The sequence below is a fragment of the Nocardia amikacinitolerans NBRC 108937 genome (assembly GCF_001612615.1).
GTDB lineage: Bacteria > Actinomycetota > Actinomycetes > Mycobacteriales > Mycobacteriaceae > Nocardia > Nocardia amikacinitolerans.
Genome location: NZ_BDAU01000030.1, coordinates 168,482 through 189,454, shown reverse-complemented (window position 1 = coordinate 189,454; position 20,973 = coordinate 168,482). Strand labels below are relative to the sequence as shown.

The following is a 20,973-nucleotide window of genomic DNA, read 5'->3' as shown; positions in this document are numbered from 1 at the left end:
TGTGGCGGTCGCTGGTGAAATGAGTTGGCGTTTATCGGGACTCGGCCGGGGCGGCAGGAGGTGTTCAGGTGAATCGATCCGACCGATCTGCCGCCGCAAGGGCTCGGGTGTCGGTCCTGCTGTTCTCCGCGATGATCGCACTGGTCACCGTGATCGTGCCCGGCTCGGTCGTCGCGCGTGCGGAGGCGGGCTGCCCGGCGGTCGCGGGGGTCTTCCTGCCGGGAACATGGGAGACGAATCCCTGGGCGGACGAGTCGGCGCCGGTCGGCATGCTCGCGCCGCTGGCCACCGCGCTGTCGGCGGATCTGGGCGACGCGTTCGCCTTCCGGTTCCCGGCCTACGAAGCCGCGGCTTTCGACCGCATGCCCTACGGCGACAGCAAGGCGACCGGCGTCGAAGCGGCGACGCGCGCCATCGACGACTTCGGACGCGATTGTCCCGCAACGAAATTCGTCCTCGCCGGATACAGTCAGGGCGCCGACGCGATGGGTGACGTCGCCGCGACGATCGGCTGCACCGGCGCGCCGGTCGCCGCGGACCGGGTGCTCGCGGTCGGCTTGATCGCCGATCCGCGCCAGGGCACCGGCGGCGCGACCCTGGTCGGGCCGCCAGTTCCCGGGCATGGCATCGCCGGGCCGCGCCCGAGCGGATTCTGCGCGGTCTCGGCGGTGACGGCCCAGATCTGCGCCACCAAGGACAGGTACTGCTCGACCGACGCGGCGACCCATCCGCTGCTCGCGTCCCTCGGCCTGCTGCTCGCCCAGCCGACCGACGCCGACCAGGCCACCGCGAACGACACGAACACCGCCGCGCTGAACAGCCTGCTCGCCTCCGACTTCGGCGACGTACGACTGGCCGAGCTGCCCGCCGCGATCGACCGGCTCGGCGGATACGGCGCGGTGGGGCCGGGGGCGACCGCGCGGATCGCGGCCGCGGCGGGCGGGCTGGTCGCGACGCTGCGCCCGTTGCGCGAACTGGCGGGCTGGATGGACGAACATCCCACGGCCCGAGACGAACTCGTCGAGGGCGATGAGCCCGAGCGGCTGGCGGCGGCCGTTCTGGACGGGGTGGCCCGATCCGATATCGGCGCCGCGCTGGCCGTGCTCGACGCTCTCGCGGAGCCCGACCGCGAGCCCGCCACCGCGGCGAGCCACGCAGTCGATGTCGTCGCCGACGCGACCGCGCCGCTGCTCGAGCTGGTGCGCACCGAGTCCGAGCAGGCGTTGCGCGAGGCATGGCGGGTGCTCGCCGAGCTGTGGCCCTCGGTGCTGATCGGGCGGATCGCGTCGGTGGCCGCCGACACCGTCCATTTCGCGGCGCGGCTGCCCGCCGTCGGCGAAGCGCTGGCCCGGTTGGGCGCCATGATCGCGAACGGGCTCGACTTCGCGGCCGTCGCGCGCGAGCTGTACGACATTGTCGCGCAGCTCAATTCGGCGTTCGCGCCGCTGGTGCGGACGGTGGGCGACGACCTGCGCGAGGTGTCGCGGCTGCTCGGCCTGATCCCGGACGACAGCGGCGCGGTCCACCTCGCGGCGCAGCTGGTGCGCGCGCTCGCGGAGATCGACGCGCCCGCGCTGGTCGCTCAGGCGACTCTGTTGCAGGACGATCTGTGGGACGTCGTCCAGGCGGCACGGTCCGGTGCGGCGCCGCTCGACATCGCGGCGCGGGCGCACGCCGTGCTCCCGACCCTGCTCGGCTTCGTGACGTTGGCCGCGGACGACCTCGCCGGCGCGGCGGGCGCGGAACTGCACCGGCTCACCCGCGACGTACTCGGCGCGGTCGGCGGACAGGGACCGGACGCGGTCCTGCGACTGATCTCGGAAGCGTTGAGCGCAACCGCCTTCGTCACCTCGGGCGCGCACCAGAGCTACGGCCACTACGTCATCGACGCCGACGGCCGAACCGCCGTCGACTGGCTGGCACAGTGGTTCCTCGCCCGCGCCCGCGCCGGGTGAGGGGCGTGTCCAGGAGCGGGCGAACGCCACCGTCGAACGTCTAAACCTTCGGAGACGGTTCTCACAGCCCGCGGCGACGAGATGTTCGCGCCGTCGGCCGGTTGCGTCGGAGATTTTCCGCGCGACGACGCCAACTGAAGGATGTTCGTTTCCGATGGCTGTGTGGCGTCCTCCGCCCGTCGCGCGCATGCCGGGCCGGGCCGGTGTGGTCGTGGCGGCCGCCGGGCCGGTCGTCGGCGGATCCGGACAAATCGACGAACCTGTGAGTTTGCTGTGAAGGCTATTGGTGGAGAGCGCAATTCATCGGTAGCCGCTTGGTGGCTCGGGCGCTGATCCGCTGTCGAATCTCGGCGTGGGCGACTCGGTCCGGCGCGTCTTCGAAGCGGGGACGGTTGGGCATCGCCGCAGTCCGGTTACCCGGCCTCCGAGGGCGTCGCCGAGCGGCCCGGCGGGCTCGTTCCGCGCGGTGTGAAGCGTCGGTTTCCGCAGGTCTGAAACACTATCGAGCCGGACCGTTTCGGTCGCTCGACCAGCACGAACTCGTTGACAAACTTAGGTATAGCTAACCTATGCTTCCGCCCCGTGACCACGACCGAGATGAGGCGAACCGCCCCGCGACGGCGCCGGATTCCGGTGTACTTCGCCGGGATTGCGGGATTGCTGCTGTGCATCGTTCTGAGTCTCGCGCTCGGCGCGCGATCGGTGCCCGTCGCGACGGTGGTCCAGGCATTGCTCGGCGCCGTGCAGAGCCGCGACGCACTGGTGATCATCGATATGCGGCTTCCGCGCACGCTGGTCGGCATCGCGGTGGGGGCCGCTCTCGGGCTCGCCGGAGCGATCGTCCAAGGAGTCACGCGCAACCCGCTCGCGTCCCCGACCACCCTCGGGATCAACGCAGGCGCCGGATTGGCCGTGGTGACAGCGATTTTCGCGCTCGGTCTCGACCGGCCGGTGCAGTTCGTCTGGTTCGCCTTCGCGGGCGGCGCTGCCGCGGCGGCTTTCACCATGGCGCTCGGACGGCGCAGCGGCGGCTTGGACCCGGTCCGGCTGGTACTCGGCGGCACCGTCCTGCAATTGGTGCTGGTCTCGTGGACCTCGGCGGTACTGGTGTTCAGCGAGCGCACGCTGGACGAGGCGCGTTTCTGGTTGGCGGGTTCGATCGCCCAGCGCGATCTCGCCGCCCTCGTTCCTGTCGCGCCCGCGATGGTGCTCGGTCTGCTGATCGGGGCCGGGATCGCGCCCGCCCTCGACACCCTCGCGCTCGGCGACGAGGCGGCGAAGTCGCTCGGCGCGCCGGTCGCCCGGATCCGGTTGGCCGGAACGTGTGCCGTTGTGCTGCTTGCCGGTTCGGCGGTCGCGGTGTCCGGGCCGATCGCCTTCGTCGGCTTGGCGGCGCCGCACCTGGTGCGTCCGCTGGTCGGCAATTCCCACCGGCTGTTGCTCCCCGGCTGTCTGATCGCGGGACCCCTGCTGTTACTGGCCGCGGACATTCTCGGCCGCCTGGTCGCCCGTCCGTCCGAGGTGGAGGTCGGTATCGTCACCGCCTTTCTCGGCGCGCCGCTGCTCGCCCTGCTCGCCCGCACGCGGGAGGTTCGCTGATGGTGGTGGAAACGACGACGCCTGTGGCGACATCCCCGATCTTCCGACGACGGCGCGTGGCCGTGCTGATCGTGGTGTGCGCAGTTGCCTTGGCGCTGTTCACGATTCTGGCGATCGCCTTCGGTGAGGTGCGGATGTCGGTTCCCTCGGCGCTGCGGGCGGCCTTCGGCGTCGGCGATCCCGGCGAGGTGTACGTCGTCCAGGAGTTCCGCGCGCCGCGGCTCGTCGCCGGAATGATCGCGGGCGCCGGTCTGGCGATCGCGGGGGCGGTGCTGCAACGACTTTTCCGCAACCCGTTGGCCTCGCCGGATGTCATGGGCGTGACCGGCGGCGCGTCGCTGGGCGCGGTGCTGGTGCTGGCGGCGGGCGCGGGGCAGACGCTGATTCCGCTCGGCGCGCTGGGCGGTGGCCTGTTCGCCGCGTTCCTGCTCGGTGTGCTCGGCTGGCGTTCGGGGCTGCCGGTCCTGAGGCTCGTGCTGGTCGGCCTCGCGGTGCAGGCGGGCTTGGCGGCGGCGGTGAATCTCGTCGTCGTGCGCTTCCCGAAAGAACTTGCCGGAGCGGCGATGCAGTGGACGGCGGGTTCGCTCTACGGCCGCACCTGGCCGGAAGTGCGCGGCGCCGCGATCGCCTGCGTGCTGGTGCTGATCGCCTTGGCGGTGCAGCACCGAACCCTGGCCGTGCTCGACCTCGGCGACGAGTCCGCAGCCACCCTCGGCGTCGCCGTCTCCGCCGCGCGGCTGCGGCTGCTGCTGACGACCGTCGCGTTGGCTTCGCTTGCTGCCGCACTGGCCGGACCGGTGTCGTTCGTGGCGCTCGCGGTGCCGCACCTGGTGCGCATGCTGGCCGGGCCGCCGACGGCCGCGACGCTGGCCGCGACCGGTCTGGCAGGCGCGACGCTGCTGGTCGGCTGCGACCTGACGGCCCAGCACCTGCTGCCGATCGAGGGGCTGCCGGTCGGCGTCGTCACCGCGACGGTCGGCGCACCGTGGCTGTTGATCCTGATGCTGCGCGACAGCGGCCCGGCCCACCGGAGGAACGCGTGAACGAGCTCGAGGCGCGGGACCTTCGCCTGCACTACGGCGACCGGGTCGTGATCGACGGCATGAACCTGACGTTGCCTGGCGAGGCTGTCACGGCGATCGTCGGACCCAACGCCTGCGGCAAGTCGACGCTGCTGCGCGGACTGACCCGCCTGCTGCGGCCGTCCGGCGGGATCGTCACCCTCGACGGCGCCGATGTGCATCGGATGTCCGCCCGCGCGCTGGCCGCGAAGCTGGGTTTGCTTCCGCAACAACCGATCACGCCGGAGGCCATCACCGTCGAGGCGCTCGTGCGGCTCGGCCGCTATCCACACCAGCGGCTGCTGCGGCCGTGGTCGGCGCACGACCAAGCGGCGGTGGAGAACGCCTTGCGCCGCACCGGAACCGACGAGCTGCGCGACCGCCAGGTCGATCACCTCTCCGGCGGCCAGCGCCAGCGCGTCTGGATCGCACTGGCCCTCGCCCAGGACACCGGCCTGCTGCTGCTCGACGAGCCGACGACCTTTCTCGACCTGCGCCATCAGCTCGACGTCCTCGACCTGGTCGCCGATCTGCACGCGCACGAGGGCCGCACCGTGGTGATGGTGCTGCACGATCTCGGCCAGGCCGCGCGCTATGCCGACCACCTCGTCGTGCTGCACGACGGGCGACTTGCCGCCGCTGGCGCACCCGAGGACGTGCTCGACGCCGACCTGGTGCGCACCGTCTTCGGCGTCGACTGCCGCGTCGTACCCGACCCCGAAACCGGCACGCCCCTGGTCGTTCCCATGGCCCGCGGCGGCCGACATACCGGCCGGGGGGAGCACGTCGCCGTTCGAGCCTGAGGGCCGGCGGACGCACGACAGCACCCGTCCGGGGTGGTGTCGCTTCATCTAGGAAAGTCGAGGATCTCTCATGTCCACAGGACGATTCCGCCTGCGCGGATTCGGCCGGATCGCCATCGCCGCCGTCACGGCGGGATTGGCGGCCACCGCGCTCGTCGCGTGTGGAAACGATTCCGGCGCAACAGAATCCGCACAGGTCACCGGCGCCGACCCGGCGGCCTTCCCGCGCACGCTTGACACCGCGATGGGGCAGGTCACGATTCCGCGGGTGCCGGCGCGGATCGTCGTGCTCGACACCGCGGAGCTCGACTCGGTCACCCTGCTCGGCATCCGGCCCGTCGGAGCTGTGGTGCCGCACACGAAGACCAGGGGCGGGTTCCCGGAGTACCTGGCGAGCAAGGTGGACGGCGTCACCGACGTCGGCCCACTGCTGGAGCCGAACCTGGAGCGCATCGCCTCGCTGCGCCCCGATCTGATCCTCTCCTCGAAGGTCCGCCACGAGAAGATCTACGACAAGCTCAGCGGCATCGCCCCGACGGTGTTCACCGAGACGACCGGCGGCCCGTGGAAGGCGAATCTCGCCGTGCACGGCAAGGCGCTGGGCCTCGAACAACAGGCCGCCCAGGCGCTGCGCGCGTACGAGGACCGCGCCCGCGCGCTCGGCGTCGCGATCGCGTCCGCGAACAACGGTGTCCTGCCGAGTGTTTCGGTCGTTCGCTTCCTCGCGGGTCCGACGCGGCTGTATCAGAGCAACTCCTTCAGCGGCGTCGTGCTCGCCGACATCGGGCTGCCGCGTCCGGCCTCGCAGGTCTCCACGGATCCGAAGAAGATCATGAAAGAGGTCAGCCCTGAGCAGATCGACCAGGCCGACGCGCAGCTGATCTTCGTCGCGACGATCGACGATCCCGGCAAGACCGAGAAGAACGCCGTCACGGCGGGCCGGGTCTGGCAGGACCTCGCGGCGGTCAAGAGCGGCAAGGTGTTCGAGGTTCCTGACGAGACCTGGATGTCGGGGATCGGCGTGCAGGCAGCCGATCGAATGCTCGCCGATGTCGCAACGGCGACCGGAGTGGGGCTGCCCGGCAAGTGATCGCGGTCGCGGGGAGCGGCGATTGGGCGCCACTCCCCGCCACCGCCTCCCTGTGTTCACCCTTCGGCAGGAAAGGGCTCACCCGTGCAGTTGTATCTGCTCGCACACAACCCGACCGACTCGGTATCGGAAGGATTCCTTCCCGCGGCCGCCGCGCTCGGCCTCGACGTCACCGTTCTCACCGACCAACCCGAGGCGCACCGGCGCAGGCATCCGGACATCCGGGCGCTCGACTGCGATGTCCGCAGTCTGCCAGCCATCGTCACGGCCATCTCCGGCGGGCGCGCGCCCGACGCCGTCTTCTCCAACAGCGATCACCTCCAGACCCAGACCGCCCTCGCCGCCACGTATTTCGGTCTGCCAGGCAAGGATTGGCGCGCCACGTTGCGGGTGAAGAACAAGGTCGAGATGCGCCGCTTCTTGGCGGCGGCCGGGCTCGACACCGTCTGGTCACGGGAACTGCGCCCCGGCGACGAGCTCGCGCCACTGGCCGAGATGGAGCTTCCGTTCCCGTGCGTCGTCAAACCCGCCGAGGGCGTGGCCAGCGAGGATGTCGTGCTGGTCGGCGGATGCGCGGAGCTGCTGGCGCGGTGCGCGGAGATCAGGCTGCGGCGACCCGAGGCCACGCTCATCGTGGAGGAGTACCTGCCCGGCGAACTGCACACGCTGGAAACCCTGGGTGACGGGACGCGCAGGCATGTGCTCGGCGGATTCCGCACCACATTGTCACCGCCGCCGCACTTCATCGAACTCCGGCACACCTTCGTCCACGCCCATCCGGAACCGGTCCTCGCGCAGGTGCTGTCCCAGCTCGACGCGTTGGGTGTCGGGTTCGGTTCGTGCCACACGGAATTCGTCGTGGACCGGGGCCGTGCCCGCCTGATCGAGGTGAACTATCGCGCGATCGGCGATCAGTGCGATCTGCTGCTCGCCCAGCTGCTCGGCATTCCGTTGTTCGAGCACATCCTCCGAACCCACCTCGGGGACCCGCTGCCCGACGATCTCGGCGCACGCACCGACGGCGCCGCCCGCATCGATCACATCTGCGCTCCGGGTTCCGGAACCCTCACGGCGGCACCGGAATCCCTCGATGCCGTGGTCGACGGCGTCCGCCTCGCCTACCGGCCGCTGCGTGCGATCGGCACGCGGCACGACTTGCGGCACACCAACCGCGACTACGTCGGCGTGCTGCGCGCCGCGGGCACCGATAGCGCTGCCGTCGACCGCGCCGCGGAGTCGTTCCTGGCGACGCAGCACTGGGAGGTGCTCCCGTGACCTCGACATCCACCGTGCCGCAGGCAACCCACCGCGTCGAGGGACCGGACCGACGCGAAAGCGCCTTGGTCACAAGAATTCTCGAGACAATGCTGCGCGAAGACGTGCTCGGCCTGCGCAGCGGGAGCGTCACCGTCCGCCGCGCCGACGGTCGCTGGTTGCGTCTGACGAACGCCGTGGACCACGAGGCGCTGCTGCTTCCGGTGACAGCGGACGGCTTCCTGTGCGACGACGCCCCGCGACTGCCGTTGCTGCTGCGCGAATCCGACGGTCGCGAACTGCGCACCACCGCGGAGATCCTCACGGCGCTTGCCGCGTTCGCCGATCCGCTGGACCGGCCGGGCTTCAGCGCGTTCGCCGAGGAATGCGCGCAGGCGCTCGCCGCGACGCGACTGCACGACGCCACCCGCGGTCGGAGCGCCGCGTTGCTCATCGCCCACCACGGCGATCGGCTGGAACGGTGGACGGGCGCCGCGGCACTGGCGTTCGACACGCTCGCCGCCCGGCACGATCACCCGGTCTATCCGACCTCGCGTGCTCGCGCCGAGCTGAGCCAGGCTCAGCTTCGCGCGTACGCGCCGGAGTTCCATCCGCGATTCGCGCTGCGCTGGCTGGCCGTCCCGCGTTCGGCGGTAACCGTCGGCGGCGGCGTCGATTTTCCCGCGTACTGGCCGACGCCACACCAGCTGGGGTTGCCGCACTCCGCGCACGACCATCTGATGCTGCCGGTGCATCCGCTCACCGTCGGCGCTCCGCTGCATCGGGCGCTGCGCGATATCGGCATCGAAAACGATTGCGCACTGGTGGATTCGGCGTATCTGGAAGTCTCGCCGACGCTGTCGATGCGGACGGTGGCGCTCACCGAGGATTTCGGTGAGCACCTCAAGCTCCCGGTGGCCACCGCCACGCTCGGACGGCGGAATGTGCGCACCGTCAAGCCCCGAACCTTGGCCGACGGTGCGCTGACCCACCGCATCCTGAGCACCGTGCTCGCGCGCGAATCCCGTTTCCGCGACACGATTCTGCTCGCCGACGAGAGCACCTACGCCCACGCCGGGCACGAACTGCTCGCCGTCCTGCGCCGGGGCATGCCCGCGGAGGTGCGCGATTCGGTGGTGGTACCGATGGCCGCGGTCACGGCCAGGGCGCACGACGGCCGCCGGGTGCTCGACCACCTCGCCGACGCGTTCTACGACGGCGATCCGACGGCGCTTTTCGACGCCTGGATCACGCTGCTGTTCGACTGGCAGGCAACGTTGTTCGAGTACGGCATCGCTCTGGAGTCGCACCAGCAGAACGTCTCGCTGGTACTCGACGGCGCGGCCTCCGGTCGCGCTCGGCTGCGGTTGCTGTTCAAGGACAACGACACACCACGCATCCACACCGCTCGGCTGCGCGACCGGCTCGGGGCCGAGCCCGCCGTCTTCGCCGATCCGCGCGTCAACGTCGCCGACGACCGACCGCTGACCGACCTGTTCACCACCATCACGGTGCACCTGTGCGCGGCCGCGTACGCGTTCGAACTCGCCGCGCTCGGTTACGGCGTGCGATCGGCGCTGGTGGGGTTGGTGCGGGACCGGCTCGCCCAGGCGATCGATCGGCTGCCTCCCGAGCCTGCCGCCTGTTTGCGCGCGCACGTGCTGGACGCCGAGAACCTGCCGGTGAAGGCGATGGTCAGCGCCGGAACGCTGTTCGACAAGGAACGCAGCGGAGCGACCGACATCAACAAACACTATGTCCGCGGGCCGAATTACCTGCGCGTCAGCGGGGGAGCGCGGTGAGTACGACGCTGGAGCGATCCGCGAAACCCGTTGCTGCCGAGACTGACCGGCGTGTCTACGCCGTCGCGGGCTCCTATTTCGTCGCCTCGTTCGCCGCGCTCGGCCTGCCGCCGTACCTGACCCAGATCCTCCCGGAGCTCGGCGATCCCACCGCCCGCTTGGCGGGCGTCCTCTATGTGGTGCCGACCGTCTTCGGCGGTCTCGGTGCTCCGCTGTGGGGTCGGCTGGCCGACCGGTTCGGCCGCAAAAGGCTGCTGCTTCGCGCGCAACTCGGTCTCGCGATCGCCTTCGTCGTCGCGGGAACGGCCGACTCGATCCCGATGTTCACCGCGGCTCTGGTGTTACAAGGCGTGCTGGGCGGGACGTTCGCCGCGTCGAACGGCTATCTCGGTGCGGCACTGCACGGTTCGGCGTTGGCGCGGGCGCTCACCGTCTTGCAGGGCAGTGCGAGGGCGGCCTTGGTCTGCGCGCCGATCGCCGTCGGACTGTTGTCGCCGTGGCTCACCCCGCACCGCCAGTACCTGGTGCTCGCGGTGCTGCCGCTGGCCGCGGCACTGATCCTGGTGTGGCTGCCCGAGCCCGATTCCGCACGGGGACCGGCGCCCGCGACCGGTGCGCGGCCGCCAGGAGCTTCGGATCACGCGTCGCCGCGCCGGTTGTTCGCGGTGGAGTTCGTCTTCGTCTTCACGACCGTGATCTCGTTTCCCTACTTCATCGCGTTCGTCGGCGATCGGCTACCCGACCTCTCGCCGCTGGCCGCCGGTGGCTTGTTCGCCCTGCCCCACCTCGTCTACTTGGTGATCTCGCTGCCCGTGCAACGGAGGTGCCGCGCGGCCGGACAGCCGATCGTGCTCGGTTTCGGTTGTCTCGCAGTGGGACTGGCCGCGCACGCCGTGGCGGATTCGCTGATCGAGCTCGTCGCCGCGCGGCTGCTGCTCGGTATCGGGCTCACCCTCGGCCTGGTCGGCCGCAACATCCTCGCCGCCGACTGTGCCTGCGGCAGGGCGCCGGGCGGTCTGTTCGGTTCGCTGGAATTCTTCGCCAAAGCGGGCGCGGTCGCCGCCGGGCTCGCCGCGACCGCGGCCAATGCCGGATTCGGGCCCGCCGCACCGGCACTCGTCGGCGGTGTCACCGCCCTGCTCGTCGTTCTGTCCGTCTCGGTCCGCCGAATTCCCCTCACCCGCCGGAGTCGTCCTATGTCCTTGTCCACCAACACCATCGAGCTGACGTCGACACGGGTGCCCGCCGGTTCAGCGGAAGCGGGCCTGCCCCACGCCGATACGGCGACCGCGCACACGTTGCTCAACTGCCTGCTGCGCGAAGTGTCCGGACCCGAACAGCAAGCCACCGTCGCGGGCGACCACCTGTTGCTGCGGCTGCCCCGTCGGGGCGTGCTGCTGCGCGTCCGGCTCCGCCGGACTTCGCTGTTCGGCGCGCACCGTTTCGCCGGGCCGGTCGACGAACTGCGCGCGGGCGAATGGCAGCCGGTCGGCTGGCGTCGCCTCGCCGAGCACACCCGGGACGAACTCACCCTGCGCACCGGCGTACGCAACGAGGAGTTCGTGGACCAAGTCGCGGCGAGCCACCGGACGATCACGACGACGCAGGCGAGCAGGCCGCCGATCGGCACGGCCGCGCTGGACTACCTGGATTCCGAGCGCGCGCTGGTATTCGGTCACCGCTTCCATCCGGCACCCAAGGCGCGCAGCGCTTCCGACGACTCGTGGGCGCGGTACGCGCCGGAGCACGGCGCCGAGTTCGGCCTGCGGATGCTGGGCGTCCGTGCGCATCTCGTGGCGGAGGAGTCCGCGGCCGCCGCGGCGACGGACGCCCTGGATCGACTGCACCCGACCGTGCCGGCGGGCTACCGCCTGCTGCCCGCGCATCCCTGGCAATTCCGCATGCTGCGCGACCTTCCCGCCCTGCGGCACGCCATGGACCGGGACGACATCCTCGACCTCGGCGTCGGCGATCGCCGGTTCGCGGCCACCGCGTCGGTGCGCACCCTCTACGACGGCGAGACGTTCCTCAAGTTCAGCCTGAACGTGCGCATCACCAACTGCCTGCGCAAGAACGCCGCCTACGAGCTGTCCGGCGCGGTGGCGCTCACCCGAATCCTCGCGCCGATCCTCGCGGAACTGGAATCCCGCTTTCCCGGCTGCGCCGTGCTCCGCGAGCCCGCCTACCGCAGCCTGGCGCTGCCAGGACCCGACGGCACCGCCGACCGCACGCTACTGGAGGGCTTCGGCGTGATCGTCCGCGAAGGGCTGGCGACGCGGCTGGCTCCCGGCACCACCGCGCTGCTGGCCGCGGCTGTCGCCGACGAGTACCCGAGCAGCCAGGCACAGATCTCCCGACTGCTCGCCGACGCCGACTCCAGCGCGGCGATGCGGTGGTGGCGCGCCTATCTCCGGCTACTGATACCTCCGGTGCTGGCCGCCTATTTCGACCACGGCGTCGTGTTCGAACCGCACTTGCAGAACGTGCTGATAGTCGTCGACGAGTCGGGTATGCCGACGCGGGTGCTGCTGCGCGATCTGGAAGGCACCAAGCTGCTGCCGGAATCGCACGCCGCGGCGCTATCCGGTCTGCTGCCCGAGGTGGCGGCCCGGATGACCTACGACGACGAGCGCGGCTGGGACCGGGTCGTGTACTGCCTGATCGTGAACCACGTGGCCGAAATGCTTGCCGCGCTCGCCGATTCGCATCCCGATCGGGAGGCGGAGTTGTGGGAAGCGGTCCACGAGGAGTTGACCGCGTACGCCGAGGAACATGGCTGCCCGCCGCGCCTCGCCGCTCTGCTCGCGGGCGTTCCGTTGCCCGCCAAGGCCAATCTGCTCACCCGATGGGAACGCAAACCGGATCGGGACGCCGACTACGTCCGGCTTCCCTCGCCCTTCCCCTTGCTCGGCGTGACCCGCGCCGCCGAGGTCGCGTCGAGCAGCCGGATTGCTTCCCGCATGCCGGAGCCGAGCGTCAGCGAGGCGCAGGCATGAGTGGTCTTTCCGCACCGGTCCGGGAACGCGTCGAAACCCTCGACGCCGCCGAACTTCCCGCCTATGTCTACGATCTGGACGCCCTGCGCACGCATGCCGCGGCGATCCGGGCGGCGCTGCCGGACAGCGTGGAGCTGTACTACGCGGCCAAGGCGAATCCGGAGCCGGAGATCTTGCGTGCGCTCGCCGACGTCGTCGACGGCTACGAGGTGTCCTCGGGTGGCGAGCTCGCCCACGTGGCCGCTGCGGTGCCGAATCGGCCCTTGGCGTTCGGCGGACCGGGCAAGAGCCCCGACGAACTCGCCGCCGCGCGGGTACACCGTGTGCACCGCGTGCACGTGGAGAGCATCGGCGAATTGCGCCGTCTCGCAGCGCTTTCCACACCGGGCGAGCCGATCGGCGTCCTGCTGCGGGTGAACCTGCCGCTGGCCGACCGCGCGCTGAGCGGCAGTGCGCTGGCCATGGGCGGCCGCCCGACACCGTTCGGCCTCGATCCTGGGCAGGCCGAGCTCGCGGCGGCCGCTCTCGCCCGTGGGCGATTTCCCGGGCTGCGCTGGCACGGTGTGCACGCTCATCTGGCCAGTGGGCTCGAGGCGGCCGAACTGGTCGCGGTGGCGGAATCGATCGTCGACTGGTCGATCGGTCTCGGTGCACGACACGGTGCGGACCTCACCGAAGTCAATGTCGGCGGCGGCATGAACGTCGACTACACCGCGCCCGACCGCCGCTTCGACTGGGCCGCCTACGGTGCGGGTCTGCGCCGGATCACCGACGCGCGGCCGGGGCTTCGGCTGCGCATCGAGCCAGGCAGGGCGCTGACGGCCTACAGCGGCTGGTACGTCACCGAAGTGCTGGACGTGAAGCCGAGCCATCACGCCGAATTCGCCATCGTGCGCGGCGGCACGCATCACCTGCGCACGCCCGCCGCCAAAGGACACGACCAACCGTGCTCGATCGTGCCGACCGAGCACTGGCCGCATCCCTGGCCGCGCGCCGCGACGACCACGGAGCGGGTCACCGTCACCGGTCAGCTGTGCACACCGAAAGACGTTCTCGCCGAGAGCGTGCCGGTCAGCGGGCTACGCACGGGCGACCGTATCGCCTTCGACCTGGCGGGCGCCTACGCCTGGAACATCTCGCACCGCGATTTCCTCATGCACCCGCCGCCAAGCTTCCACTTCCTGCGCGAGGCAGAAGCATCCGAGCGAGGTCGTGAGTGATGCTGCGCGCCAACGAAGTCAAGCGGAAACTCGCACGCGGCGATCTCGTGCACGGCCTCTTCTGCACTGCGGCCGCGCCCGAGCTCGTCGAGATGATCGCCCACGGCGGCTACGACTTCGTCGTGCTGGACACCGAGCACACGCTGCTCGGCGGACGCGAACTGACGCACGCGATCCGGGCCGCCGAAACGTGTAGTCTCACGCCCTTCGTGCGGATCGCGGAGGGCGACTTCGCCACGAGTCTGCGGGCGTTGGACGCCGGTGCGATGGGAATCGTCGTACCCCACGTCCGTTCGCGCGCCGATGTGTCGGCGGCGATCGATGCCCTGTACTACGCGCCGCTTGGCAAGCGGTCCCTGGGTAGCGGCCGATCTTCCGGTTTCGGCCGCTACGAGCCGGTCGAACACCTGCGCCGCGCCAACGACGAGATCATGCTCGTCGCGCTGATCGAGGACGCCGAGGGCGTTGCCGACATCGACCGGATTCTCGCGGGCGGTGGCGTCGACATGGTGCTGCCAGGACCGGCGGATCTCTCGCAATCCTTCGGCGTACCTTGGCAACTCGGCGATCCGCGGGTGCGCGCCGCGCTGGATCGGCTGCGCGCCGCGTGCGCCGAACACGGTGTGCCGTACTGCGCGATGGCGCGGACCCCGCAGCGATACGCGCAGTGGCGCGACGCCGACGTGCGCGCCTTCGTCTGCGGTGACGCCGTCGACCTGGCCGCGGCCGCGCTGCGCCGCGGCCTCGCCGAACTTCGCGGCTGACCGCCGCGAGTCCATTCCATCGACACCACGGATGGAACTTCCGAGAAAGGAAAACCCATGATGAGGAAGAAGAAGGCACTTCGTGGCCCGATCGGGGCCGCGATCCTGAGCATCGCCCTCGGCGTGGTTGCGGGCACCGGCACCGCGGCCGCCGACACCGACGCGGTGGGGTACCGGTCGTCGGTGACCGAGAAGTCGACGATCATCTCGACCGACGCCGGGTCGATGGCCGTCGAGGACGGCGTCTTCAAGATCAAGGCGGACAACGGAGTCGTGCTGGCGGGCACCGAATTGTCCTTCCGCGTCGATGATTTCGTGTTCCCGATCGCGGCCGACATCACCGACCGCACCGCGACCCTGACGCCGCGATTCGACCTCGAACACGCGGTGTACAAGCCGGTGGCGCTGCCGTACGAGGACAAGGCGCCCTGGAAGAGCGAATACGAGCGCGAACAGGCGGCGTGGAGCCGGATGACGAGCACCATCGGCATGGGCGCCACCATCGGCACCCTGGTCGGCGGGCTCACCGGCGCGGGCGTCGGATGCGTCCTCGGCGGCATCGCGGGGGCGACGGTCGCGGCCGCCACCATCGTCGGCATGTTCGGGCCGTTCATCCCGGCCGCCGCGGTCGGCTGCCTCGGCGGAATCCTCGCCATCGGCGCACTGGGCACCGTCACCGGTCAGCTCTTGGTGACCGCGCCCGTCGCCATCATGGCCGCCGCGCAGTACTTCACCACCATCAATTCCCCGATGCCGCCCGCGCAGGCGAAATGATCGCCGCCCGCGTCCCATCCTCGACCGATGATGGGACGCGGGCCGCGGAAACCCCTGGCTGCCAATCGAAGTCGACCTCGGTGGGGTAGCCGTGCCTGGCGTGATCGAACGTGGAGCGGATCACCCGTGTGTCCTTGGTGAGCGCGTCCACGATCTGCCAGCCGACGGCGTGGCGATCCCGATGCAGTTCCGATCGGGTCGTCGCGGACATTCGCACCCGCGTCACGTCGTCGGTGCACGAAACGGTGCAGTCGAGCATCGAGTCGTCGGTGGCGGAGTCGAGGAGTCCGCGCGCGACCTCCTCCACGATCAGGCCGAGTTCGGCCGCGCCGTCGGCGTCGTCGTAGGCGACCACCGCCGTCGATTCCACGGTCGTGCGCAGCATCGTCAATCCGATGGGTCGCGCGGGTACCCGCACACTGACCGTTTCGGTGGCCGGTCGGAGTGCTCGAGTCGATGTCATCGTGTTCACCGCCTTGCGGGGCTGGGATGTGATCGTCATCGCCATGGGAGTACCTACGGGAGCGCTTTTGCCACATCGGGCCCGGTTTATTGTCCGCGCGGCGGGGCAGTCGGTGGTTGTCGACCGCCCCGATCGAAGGAGTCGCGATGACCGATCTCGCAGCGGATGCCGTGCGCGGTGTTTTCTCCGGAGTGGCGAGGTTGCGCCACGCTCGGGTCTTTCATCCGAACGGGCTGCGCCTGTCCGGGCGGCTGCACGCCGAACCCGAGTACGAGTACCTGTTCGGGGCGGGGGAGCGGGCGGTGCTCGCGAGGTTGTCCAAGGGCATCGGCACCCCCGCCGGACTGCCGGACGTGCTCGGCCTCGCGCTGCGGGTACTCGATCGCGACGACCACCCGTGGGACTTCGCGTTGGCGACCACCGGCACCGGCTCGCTCAGCCGCTTCGTCATCACACCGGCGCGCAGCTGGCGCACGGCCAGGTACGGCTGCCTGATGCCCTACCGGCTCGGCGACTCCGCGGCGACCTGGATCTTCGCCGAACCCGATGACGATCAGCCGGAGACCCCGTCGCTCGACGCCCTGGCCGACCACCTGCGTGCGGAGCCCGCCACCTTCGTCCTCTCGGCGAGCGAGATGGGCAAGCCGGAGCACCGGCTCGCGGAGGTCACGCTGCATCCGGCCGACCCGGGCGACTACCGCACCGACTTCTTCGACCCGATGACCAACCATCCCGACGAGGTCAAGATCCTGCCCGAGGTGATCGGGCGGGTCCGCGAACTCGCGTACGTCGGCAGCCGCAGCGGTCGCGGCGAACAGCCGTGAGAGCGGTGCGCCGGGTCGGACGGCCGATCCGGTTGGCCGCGGTGCTGCCGCTGATCGCGCTGGCAGCGGCGTGCGGCGATGAATCCGAAGAGGACCCCGCCGCATCGAGTCCACCGCCCGGCCCGCCGCCGATCCCCGCCGTCACCATCACGATCCAGGATCTGGCCTACCCGCGAACGCCGCCGATCACCCCCAACGCGAACATCACGGTGGTGAACAACGATCTGGTGGAGCACAGCATCACCAGCAAGCGGCCCGGCTTGTTCGACCACGACATCGATCCGGGACAGTCCGTCACCTTCCCCGCCCCCGCCGAGATCGGCTCGCACCCCTTCTATTGCCGCTACCACGGCCTGATGGACGGGTGGCTCAGCGTGCGGCAGTAGCCCACCACCTGGCACACACCCCGTGTACGCGTCACATAGCCGGTGCCTATGTGCGGCGTGTGAAACCTGTGTGGCACGAGCCGGGTCAGGCGCCGATGGCGGGGGCTAGGTGGGGCCAGGATTCGTGGAGGTCCATTTCGAACAAGCCCCAGGTGTGCGATCCGGTGGGCCGCTCCACGTGGATCGCGGGGATTCCGAGCTGGTCGAGCCGGCCAGCGAACGCCGCGGTGCAGGCGTTGGCGATGGCCTCGACGGGCGGGAAGGGCAGGCCGCGGTCGATCGTGCCCGGCACGCCGGAGCCCGCGGAGAGGTAGACGGCCTTACCGGCCAACGCGCCCGCGCGGGCGAAAGCGTCGTGCGCGCGCCATCCCGCGTCGCCCGGCGGACCCCACATGTTGGCCGGGTTGGCGCCGCCGCGGACCACTTGCGCGGTGACGAAGGCGATACCGAGCGGATCCGACGTCCACGGGCATCCGCTGTAGGCGGCGACCGCGCTGTACAGGTCGGGCGCCTGGATGGCGAGGTCGACCGCGGAGGCGGCGCTCATCGAGACACCGGCGATGGCGTTGCGGCCGGTGGCGCCGAGCTGTTCGTCGACGACCGCGGGGAGCTCTTCGGTGAGGTAGGTCTGCCAGCGGTGGCGGCCGATCGACGGGTCGTCGGCGCGCCAATCGGTGTACATGCTGAACGCGCCGCCGACCGGCATCACCACGTTGACGTGCTTGTCGGCGAAGAACCGCACGACATCGGTGTCGTCCCACCAGGAGATGCCGTCCTGGCCGCCGCCGATGCCGGTCAGCAGGTACAACGTCGGCGCGGGACCGCCGCCCGCGGCGCGGATCACGCGGTTGGTCACCACGGTGTCCATGGACGGCGAATACACGTCCATCCGCACCGCCGCCTCGCCGAGCGGCGCCTCGCCGACCACGTGCGCCGCCGGAGCCGCGGAAACCGACGCGAACGACGGGCCGACACTCACCGCGAGGACACCGAGAAGCGCGAACAGATATCTACGAGCCGTCACCTCAGAGGTCTACCCGCGCAAGATCACCTCTACCGCAACGACTTTCATCGACACCGACATTGGGGTCTTGCGCATTGTCCGCAGTCGGATCGAGACGATTCGCTCGACACCTGCCAGGGACCCGAGGAAAGGCGAGACGGTGCCCGCGCTGTATCCCGCCGTAGGAGTGCGTGCGCTAGTCCTCGTCCCGATCGGGTTCGTCCCGCGGCGGCAGAATGGGTTCGCTGTCGGCGGGCTGCCCCTCTTCGATGCGCCGCCCGCGCGCGAGCTCGGCGTCGAACTCCGCCCCGAGCAAGATCGCGACGTTCGACAGCCACAACCACACCAGGAAGACGATCGCACCGGCCAGCGAGCCGTACACCTTGTTGTAGGAGCCGAAATTGGTTGCGTAGAAGGCGAATCCGGCCGACGCGGCGATCCACAGCAGTACCGCGAGCACGCTGCCCGGCGTGAGCCAGCGGAAGCCGAGCTGACGAGCGTTGGGCGCGGCCCAGTACAGCAGCGCGAACACCAGACTGGCCAGCACCGCGAGCACCGGCCATTTCACGATGCTCCACACCGTCACCCCGGCCGATCCGAGCCCGAGCCACTGGCCGACGGTGTCGGCGACGCGGCCGCTCACCAGGACACCGATCGCGCACAGCGCGACGAGCAGCACGGTCACGGCCGTGAGCCCGAGGCGCAGCGGCAACGTCTTCCAGAGCGGCCGCCCCTCCTCGGTGTCGTAGACCGCGTTGGCGGCGCGCACGAACGCGCCGAGATACCCGGACGCCGTCCAGAGCGCCGTCGCCACACCGATGATCGCCAGCGGTCCGGCCAGCGAACGCGAGCGCTGTAGTTCCTCGACGGCCTGCACCACGACCGTGTTGCCGCTGCCCGGCCCGATGTCATCGATGGTGTCGATCAGTGAACGGGTGGCATCTGGTCCGGCGAGGCTCAGCAGCGAGGAGAGCACGATGACGGCCGGGAACAGCGAGATGACGCTGTAGTAGGTCAGTGCGGCGGCCCAATCGGTCAGGTTGTCCGACCGGAATTCCGCGACGGTGCGGCGCAGCACGCCCCACCACGATCGCCACGGCAACGCCAGTGGGCCGCCGATATGGGCGCGCGCTCGCACCCGCTGAGCAGTCGTCGCTTCCGTCATCGCACCAACCTTCCGTCCGCTTGGCGCGTACCCGGCGAGTGTTGGGCGAAACGGGCCGCGCGGCTCGGTTCCGCGGGGACGCCGTGCGCGGCAACAGAGCTCGCTCCCACACCGCGCCGAGCCGCTGCTCTCCTTTCGGCGAATTTCCGCGGCCGTCGGCCGAGCGTGCGCACGCGTCGTGCGCGGTGCGTTGCGGGGGCTGTACTTTCGACGGGGTGAGTGCGTGGTTGGGCCGGACGTTTCGCCGGGTGGAGCAGATGGATCGGGCGGTTACCGGTGCGGTGGCACGGCTTCCGATGACGGCGGTCGATCGCGGCATGGTGCGGTTGACCCGGGCGGCGGACCGGGGCGTGCTGTGGACGGTCGTCGCCGCGGCGCTGGCCACCCGCCAGGGTTCCACGCGCCGGGCGGCGCTGCGCGGCGTCGTCTCGGTGGCCGGGGCAAGCCTGACCGTCAACCTGGTGCTCAAGTCGTTGATCGCGCGCCGCAGGCCCGCGGCGCAACTGCTGCCGCCGCATCGGCGCCTGATCCGGGTGCCGACCTCCTCGTCGTTCCCCTCCGGGCACAGCGCGGGCGCCATCGCGTTCGCCACGGCGGTGGCGCTGGAGAGTCCGCGCACTGCGGTGGTGGTGGCGCCGCTGGCCGCCACGGTCGCCTACTCGCGGGTGCACACCGGAGTGCACTGGACCTCCGACGTGGTCGTCGGCGCGGCCGTCGGCGCCGGTGTCGCGATGGCCTCGCGCCGGTGGTGGCCGGTCCGTGAATCCGACGAGGCGGAGGCGCACGCGGTGCGCGAGGTGCCGATGCTCGTCGAGGGCAAAGGCCTTGTCCTGCTGGTGAATCCGGTGTCCGGCGATCCCGGCTACGACCCGACCGACGACATCGCCGCCGCGCTGCCCGCGGCCACCGTGCTGCGCACCGAGCCCGGCCGCGACTGCGTCGAGCAGCTGGAGGAGGCGCTCGCGGCGCGCACCGAGCGGGCGTTCGCGGTGGGTGCTGCGGGCGGTGACGGGACGATCGCCGCGGCGGCGGCTGTCGCGCTGCGCCACGAACTGCCGCTTGTCGTCGTTCCCACCGGAACCCTGAACCATTTCGCGCGCGATCTCGGCGTCTACGACCTGCGCGAGGTGGTCGACGCCACCGGTGCGGGCGAGGCGGTCGCCGTCGACATCGCGAGCGTGGAACTCGACACCGAGGACGGCGCGCGCACCCACTATCTGATCAACACCGCCAGCTTGGGCGCGTACCCGGATCTCGTTCGGCTGCGCGACAAATGGCAGCCGAGGTGGGGGAAATGGCCCGCCTTCGCGGCCGCCCTTGTGGTGGTCCTGCGGGACGCGCAGCCGGTCCGTATTCGCCTGAACGAGAGCTGGCACGACGTGTGGTTCCTGTTCATCGGCAACGGCGCCTACCATCCGCACGGCGCGGTGCCCGCGTTCCGCGCCCGCCTCGACGACGGCATGCTCGACGTCCGCTGGCTGCGCGCCGATCTGCGCTTCTCCCGCACCCGCGCGGTACTGGCCCTGCTCCTGGCCGCCATCGGCCGCAGCAAGGTGTACAACGAACTCCAAGTCCCCGAGCTGATCGTCCAGGTCCGTGAACCGGAAGCGGTGGCGGCCGACGGCGAGGTCCTCGGCGAGGCCCGCCGCCTGCGCTTCTCGGTCGCGGGCCAGGTCGCCGCCTACCGCCGCGACGAAGACAACCCCCGCTGGGCAGCCCGCCCCCGCCCCCACCACCGCCGCCCCTTCCTCCGCCGCTGGCTCTGATCGCGCGGCCTTGGGGGTTACCGCTGCGCTCGAGGCGCCGGTGCGATG

At 70.6% G+C, this 20,973-nt stretch carries 17 protein-coding genes; 14 read left to right on the top strand and 3 right to left on the bottom strand.

Annotated features, from left to right (window positions below):
• The first annotated feature begins 68 nt into the window (after positions 1 to 68).
• The 11 genes from NAM01S_RS22295 (at position 69) to NAM01S_RS22245 (ending at position 15,318) form a co-directional block, all read left to right on the top strand.
• Complete coding sequence (locus NAM01S_RS22295) at positions 69 to 1,955, top strand: cutinase family protein (protein WP_157107850.1); 1,887 nt, start codon at positions 69 to 71, stop codon at positions 1,953 to 1,955.
• Between the two features lie 582 nt (positions 1,956 to 2,537).
• Positions 2,538 to 3,554: a FecCD family ABC transporter permease gene (locus tag NAM01S_RS22290; RefSeq protein WP_253799052.1), complete on the top strand. Its 1,017-nt coding sequence runs from the start codon at positions 2,538 to 2,540 to the stop codon at positions 3,552 to 3,554.
• The gene (locus tag NAM01S_RS22285; RefSeq protein WP_067788202.1) at positions 3,554 to 4,597 is read left to right on the top strand and encodes a FecCD family ABC transporter permease; all 1,044 of its coding nucleotides are present in this window, start codon (positions 3,554 to 3,556) and stop codon (positions 4,595 to 4,597) included. Before NAM01S_RS22290 ends, NAM01S_RS22285 begins: the two co-directional genes overlap by 1 nt.
• 59 nt (positions 4,598 to 4,656) lie before the next feature.
• The gene (locus NAM01S_RS22280; protein ID WP_084483187.1) at positions 4,657 to 5,418 is read left to right on the top strand and encodes an ABC transporter ATP-binding protein; all 762 of its coding nucleotides are present in this window, start codon (positions 4,657 to 4,659) and stop codon (positions 5,416 to 5,418) included.
• A 70-nt stretch (positions 5,419 to 5,488) separates the two neighbouring features.
• A complete protein-coding gene (locus NAM01S_RS22275) occupies positions 5,489 to 6,508 on the top strand; it encodes an ABC transporter substrate-binding protein (protein WP_067788198.1) in 1,020 nt (339 codons plus the stop codon).
• A gap of 84 nt (positions 6,509 to 6,592) precedes the next feature.
• On the top strand, positions 6,593 to 7,783 hold the full coding sequence (locus NAM01S_RS22270) for an ATP-grasp domain-containing protein (RefSeq protein ID WP_067788196.1): 1,191 nt from the start codon (positions 6,593 to 6,595) through the stop codon (positions 7,781 to 7,783).
• Positions 7,780 to 9,564, top strand: a complete 1,785-nt coding sequence (locus tag NAM01S_RS22265; protein ID WP_067788194.1) for an IucA/IucC family protein — start codon at positions 7,780 to 7,782, stop codon at positions 9,562 to 9,564. The genes NAM01S_RS22270 and NAM01S_RS22265 overlap by 4 nt, the downstream gene beginning before the upstream one ends.
• Positions 9,561 to 12,560, top strand: a complete 3,000-nt coding sequence (locus tag NAM01S_RS36185) for an MFS transporter (RefSeq protein WP_084483174.1) — start codon at positions 9,561 to 9,563, stop codon at positions 12,558 to 12,560. The genes NAM01S_RS22265 and NAM01S_RS36185 overlap by 4 nt, the downstream gene beginning before the upstream one ends.
• Complete coding sequence (locus NAM01S_RS22255; RefSeq protein ID WP_067788192.1) at positions 12,557 to 13,780, top strand: type III PLP-dependent enzyme; 1,224 nt, start codon at positions 12,557 to 12,559, stop codon at positions 13,778 to 13,780. Before NAM01S_RS36185 ends, NAM01S_RS22255 begins: the two co-directional genes overlap by 4 nt.
• Positions 13,780 to 14,544, top strand: a complete 765-nt coding sequence (locus NAM01S_RS22250) for an HpcH/HpaI aldolase family protein (protein ID WP_067788190.1) — start codon at positions 13,780 to 13,782, stop codon at positions 14,542 to 14,544. The genes NAM01S_RS22255 and NAM01S_RS22250 overlap by 1 nt, the downstream gene beginning before the upstream one ends.
• A 57-nt stretch (positions 14,545 to 14,601) precedes the next feature.
• Positions 14,602 to 15,318: a DUF8020 domain-containing protein gene (locus tag NAM01S_RS22245; RefSeq protein ID WP_372511704.1), complete on the top strand. Its 717-nt coding sequence runs from the start codon at positions 14,602 to 14,604 to the stop codon at positions 15,316 to 15,318.
• Here NAM01S_RS22245 and NAM01S_RS22240 read toward each other — a convergent pair.
• On the bottom strand, positions 15,284 to 15,820 hold the full coding sequence (locus NAM01S_RS22240; protein WP_157107849.1) for a hypothetical protein: 537 nt from the start codon (positions 15,818 to 15,820) through the stop codon (positions 15,284 to 15,286). The two genes, NAM01S_RS22245 and NAM01S_RS22240, sit on opposite strands and share 35 nt — an antisense overlap.
• 107 nt (positions 15,821 to 15,927) lie before the next feature.
• On the opposite strand from NAM01S_RS22240, the gene NAM01S_RS22235 reads away from it, so the two are divergent.
• Both NAM01S_RS22235 and NAM01S_RS22230 read left to right on the top strand, forming a co-directional pair.
• The gene (locus tag NAM01S_RS22235; protein ID WP_067788186.1) at positions 15,928 to 16,605 is read left to right on the top strand and encodes a phosphodiesterase; all 678 of its coding nucleotides are present in this window, start codon (positions 15,928 to 15,930) and stop codon (positions 16,603 to 16,605) included.
• Positions 16,602 to 16,991 carry a cupredoxin domain-containing protein gene (locus NAM01S_RS22230; protein WP_067788184.1) on the top strand — a complete coding sequence of 130 codons (390 nt, stop codon included), beginning with the start codon at positions 16,602 to 16,604 and terminating at the stop codon, positions 16,989 to 16,991. The genes NAM01S_RS22235 and NAM01S_RS22230 overlap by 4 nt, the downstream gene beginning before the upstream one ends.
• A gap of 85 nt (positions 16,992 to 17,076) precedes the next feature.
• Here NAM01S_RS22230 and NAM01S_RS22225 read toward each other — a convergent pair whose 3' ends face one another.
• Positions 17,077 to 18,015 carry an alpha/beta hydrolase gene (locus tag NAM01S_RS22225; RefSeq protein ID WP_253799054.1) on the bottom strand — a complete coding sequence of 313 codons (939 nt, stop codon included), beginning with the start codon at positions 18,013 to 18,015 and terminating at the stop codon, positions 17,077 to 17,079.
• Positions 18,016 to 18,190: 175 nt separating this feature from the next.
• Entirely contained in the window at positions 18,191 to 19,159 is a 969-nt protein-coding gene (locus NAM01S_RS22220) for a YihY/virulence factor BrkB family protein (protein WP_067788183.1), read from the bottom strand.
• A gap of 215 nt (positions 19,160 to 19,374) precedes the next feature.
• Between NAM01S_RS22220 and NAM01S_RS22215 the strand changes: the two genes are divergently transcribed.
• On the top strand, positions 19,375 to 20,925 hold the full coding sequence (locus NAM01S_RS22215; RefSeq protein ID WP_253799057.1) for a bifunctional phosphatase PAP2/diacylglycerol kinase family protein: 1,551 nt from the start codon (positions 19,375 to 19,377) through the stop codon (positions 20,923 to 20,925).
• The last annotated feature ends 48 nt before the right edge of the window (positions 20,926 to 20,973 follow it).

What these genes read in the sequence shown, in the direction of transcription:
- NAM01S_RS22285 (WP_067788202.1), top strand. Translation starts at nt 3,554, where the DNA reads ATGGTGGTGGAAACGACGACGCCTGTGGCGACATCCCCGATCTTCCGA.
- NAM01S_RS22280 (WP_084483187.1), top strand. Translation starts at nt 4,657, where the DNA reads ATGAACCTGACGTTGCCTGGCGAGGCTGTCACGGCGATCGTCGGACCC.
- NAM01S_RS22275 (WP_067788198.1), top strand. Translation starts at nt 5,489, where the DNA reads ATGTCCACAGGACGATTCCGCCTGCGCGGATTCGGCCGGATCGCCATC.
- NAM01S_RS22255 (WP_067788192.1), top strand. Translation starts at nt 12,557, where the DNA reads ATGAGTGGTCTTTCCGCACCGGTCCGGGAACGCGTCGAAACCCTCGAC.
- NAM01S_RS22250 (WP_067788190.1), top strand. Translation starts at nt 13,780, where the DNA reads ATGCTGCGCGCCAACGAAGTCAAGCGGAAACTCGCACGCGGCGATCTC.
- NAM01S_RS22245 (WP_372511704.1), top strand. Translation starts at nt 14,602, where the DNA reads ATGATGAGGAAGAAGAAGGCACTTCGTGGCCCGATCGGGGCCGCGATC.
- NAM01S_RS22240 (WP_157107849.1), bottom strand. Translation starts at nt 15,820, where the DNA reads ATGACGATCACATCCCAGCCCCGCAAGGCGGTGAACACGATGACATCG.
- NAM01S_RS22235 (WP_067788186.1), top strand. Translation starts at nt 15,928, where the DNA reads ATGACCGATCTCGCAGCGGATGCCGTGCGCGGTGTTTTCTCCGGAGTG.
- NAM01S_RS22220 (WP_067788183.1), bottom strand. Translation starts at nt 19,159, where the DNA reads ATGACGGAAGCGACGACTGCTCAGCGGGTGCGAGCGCGCGCCCATATC.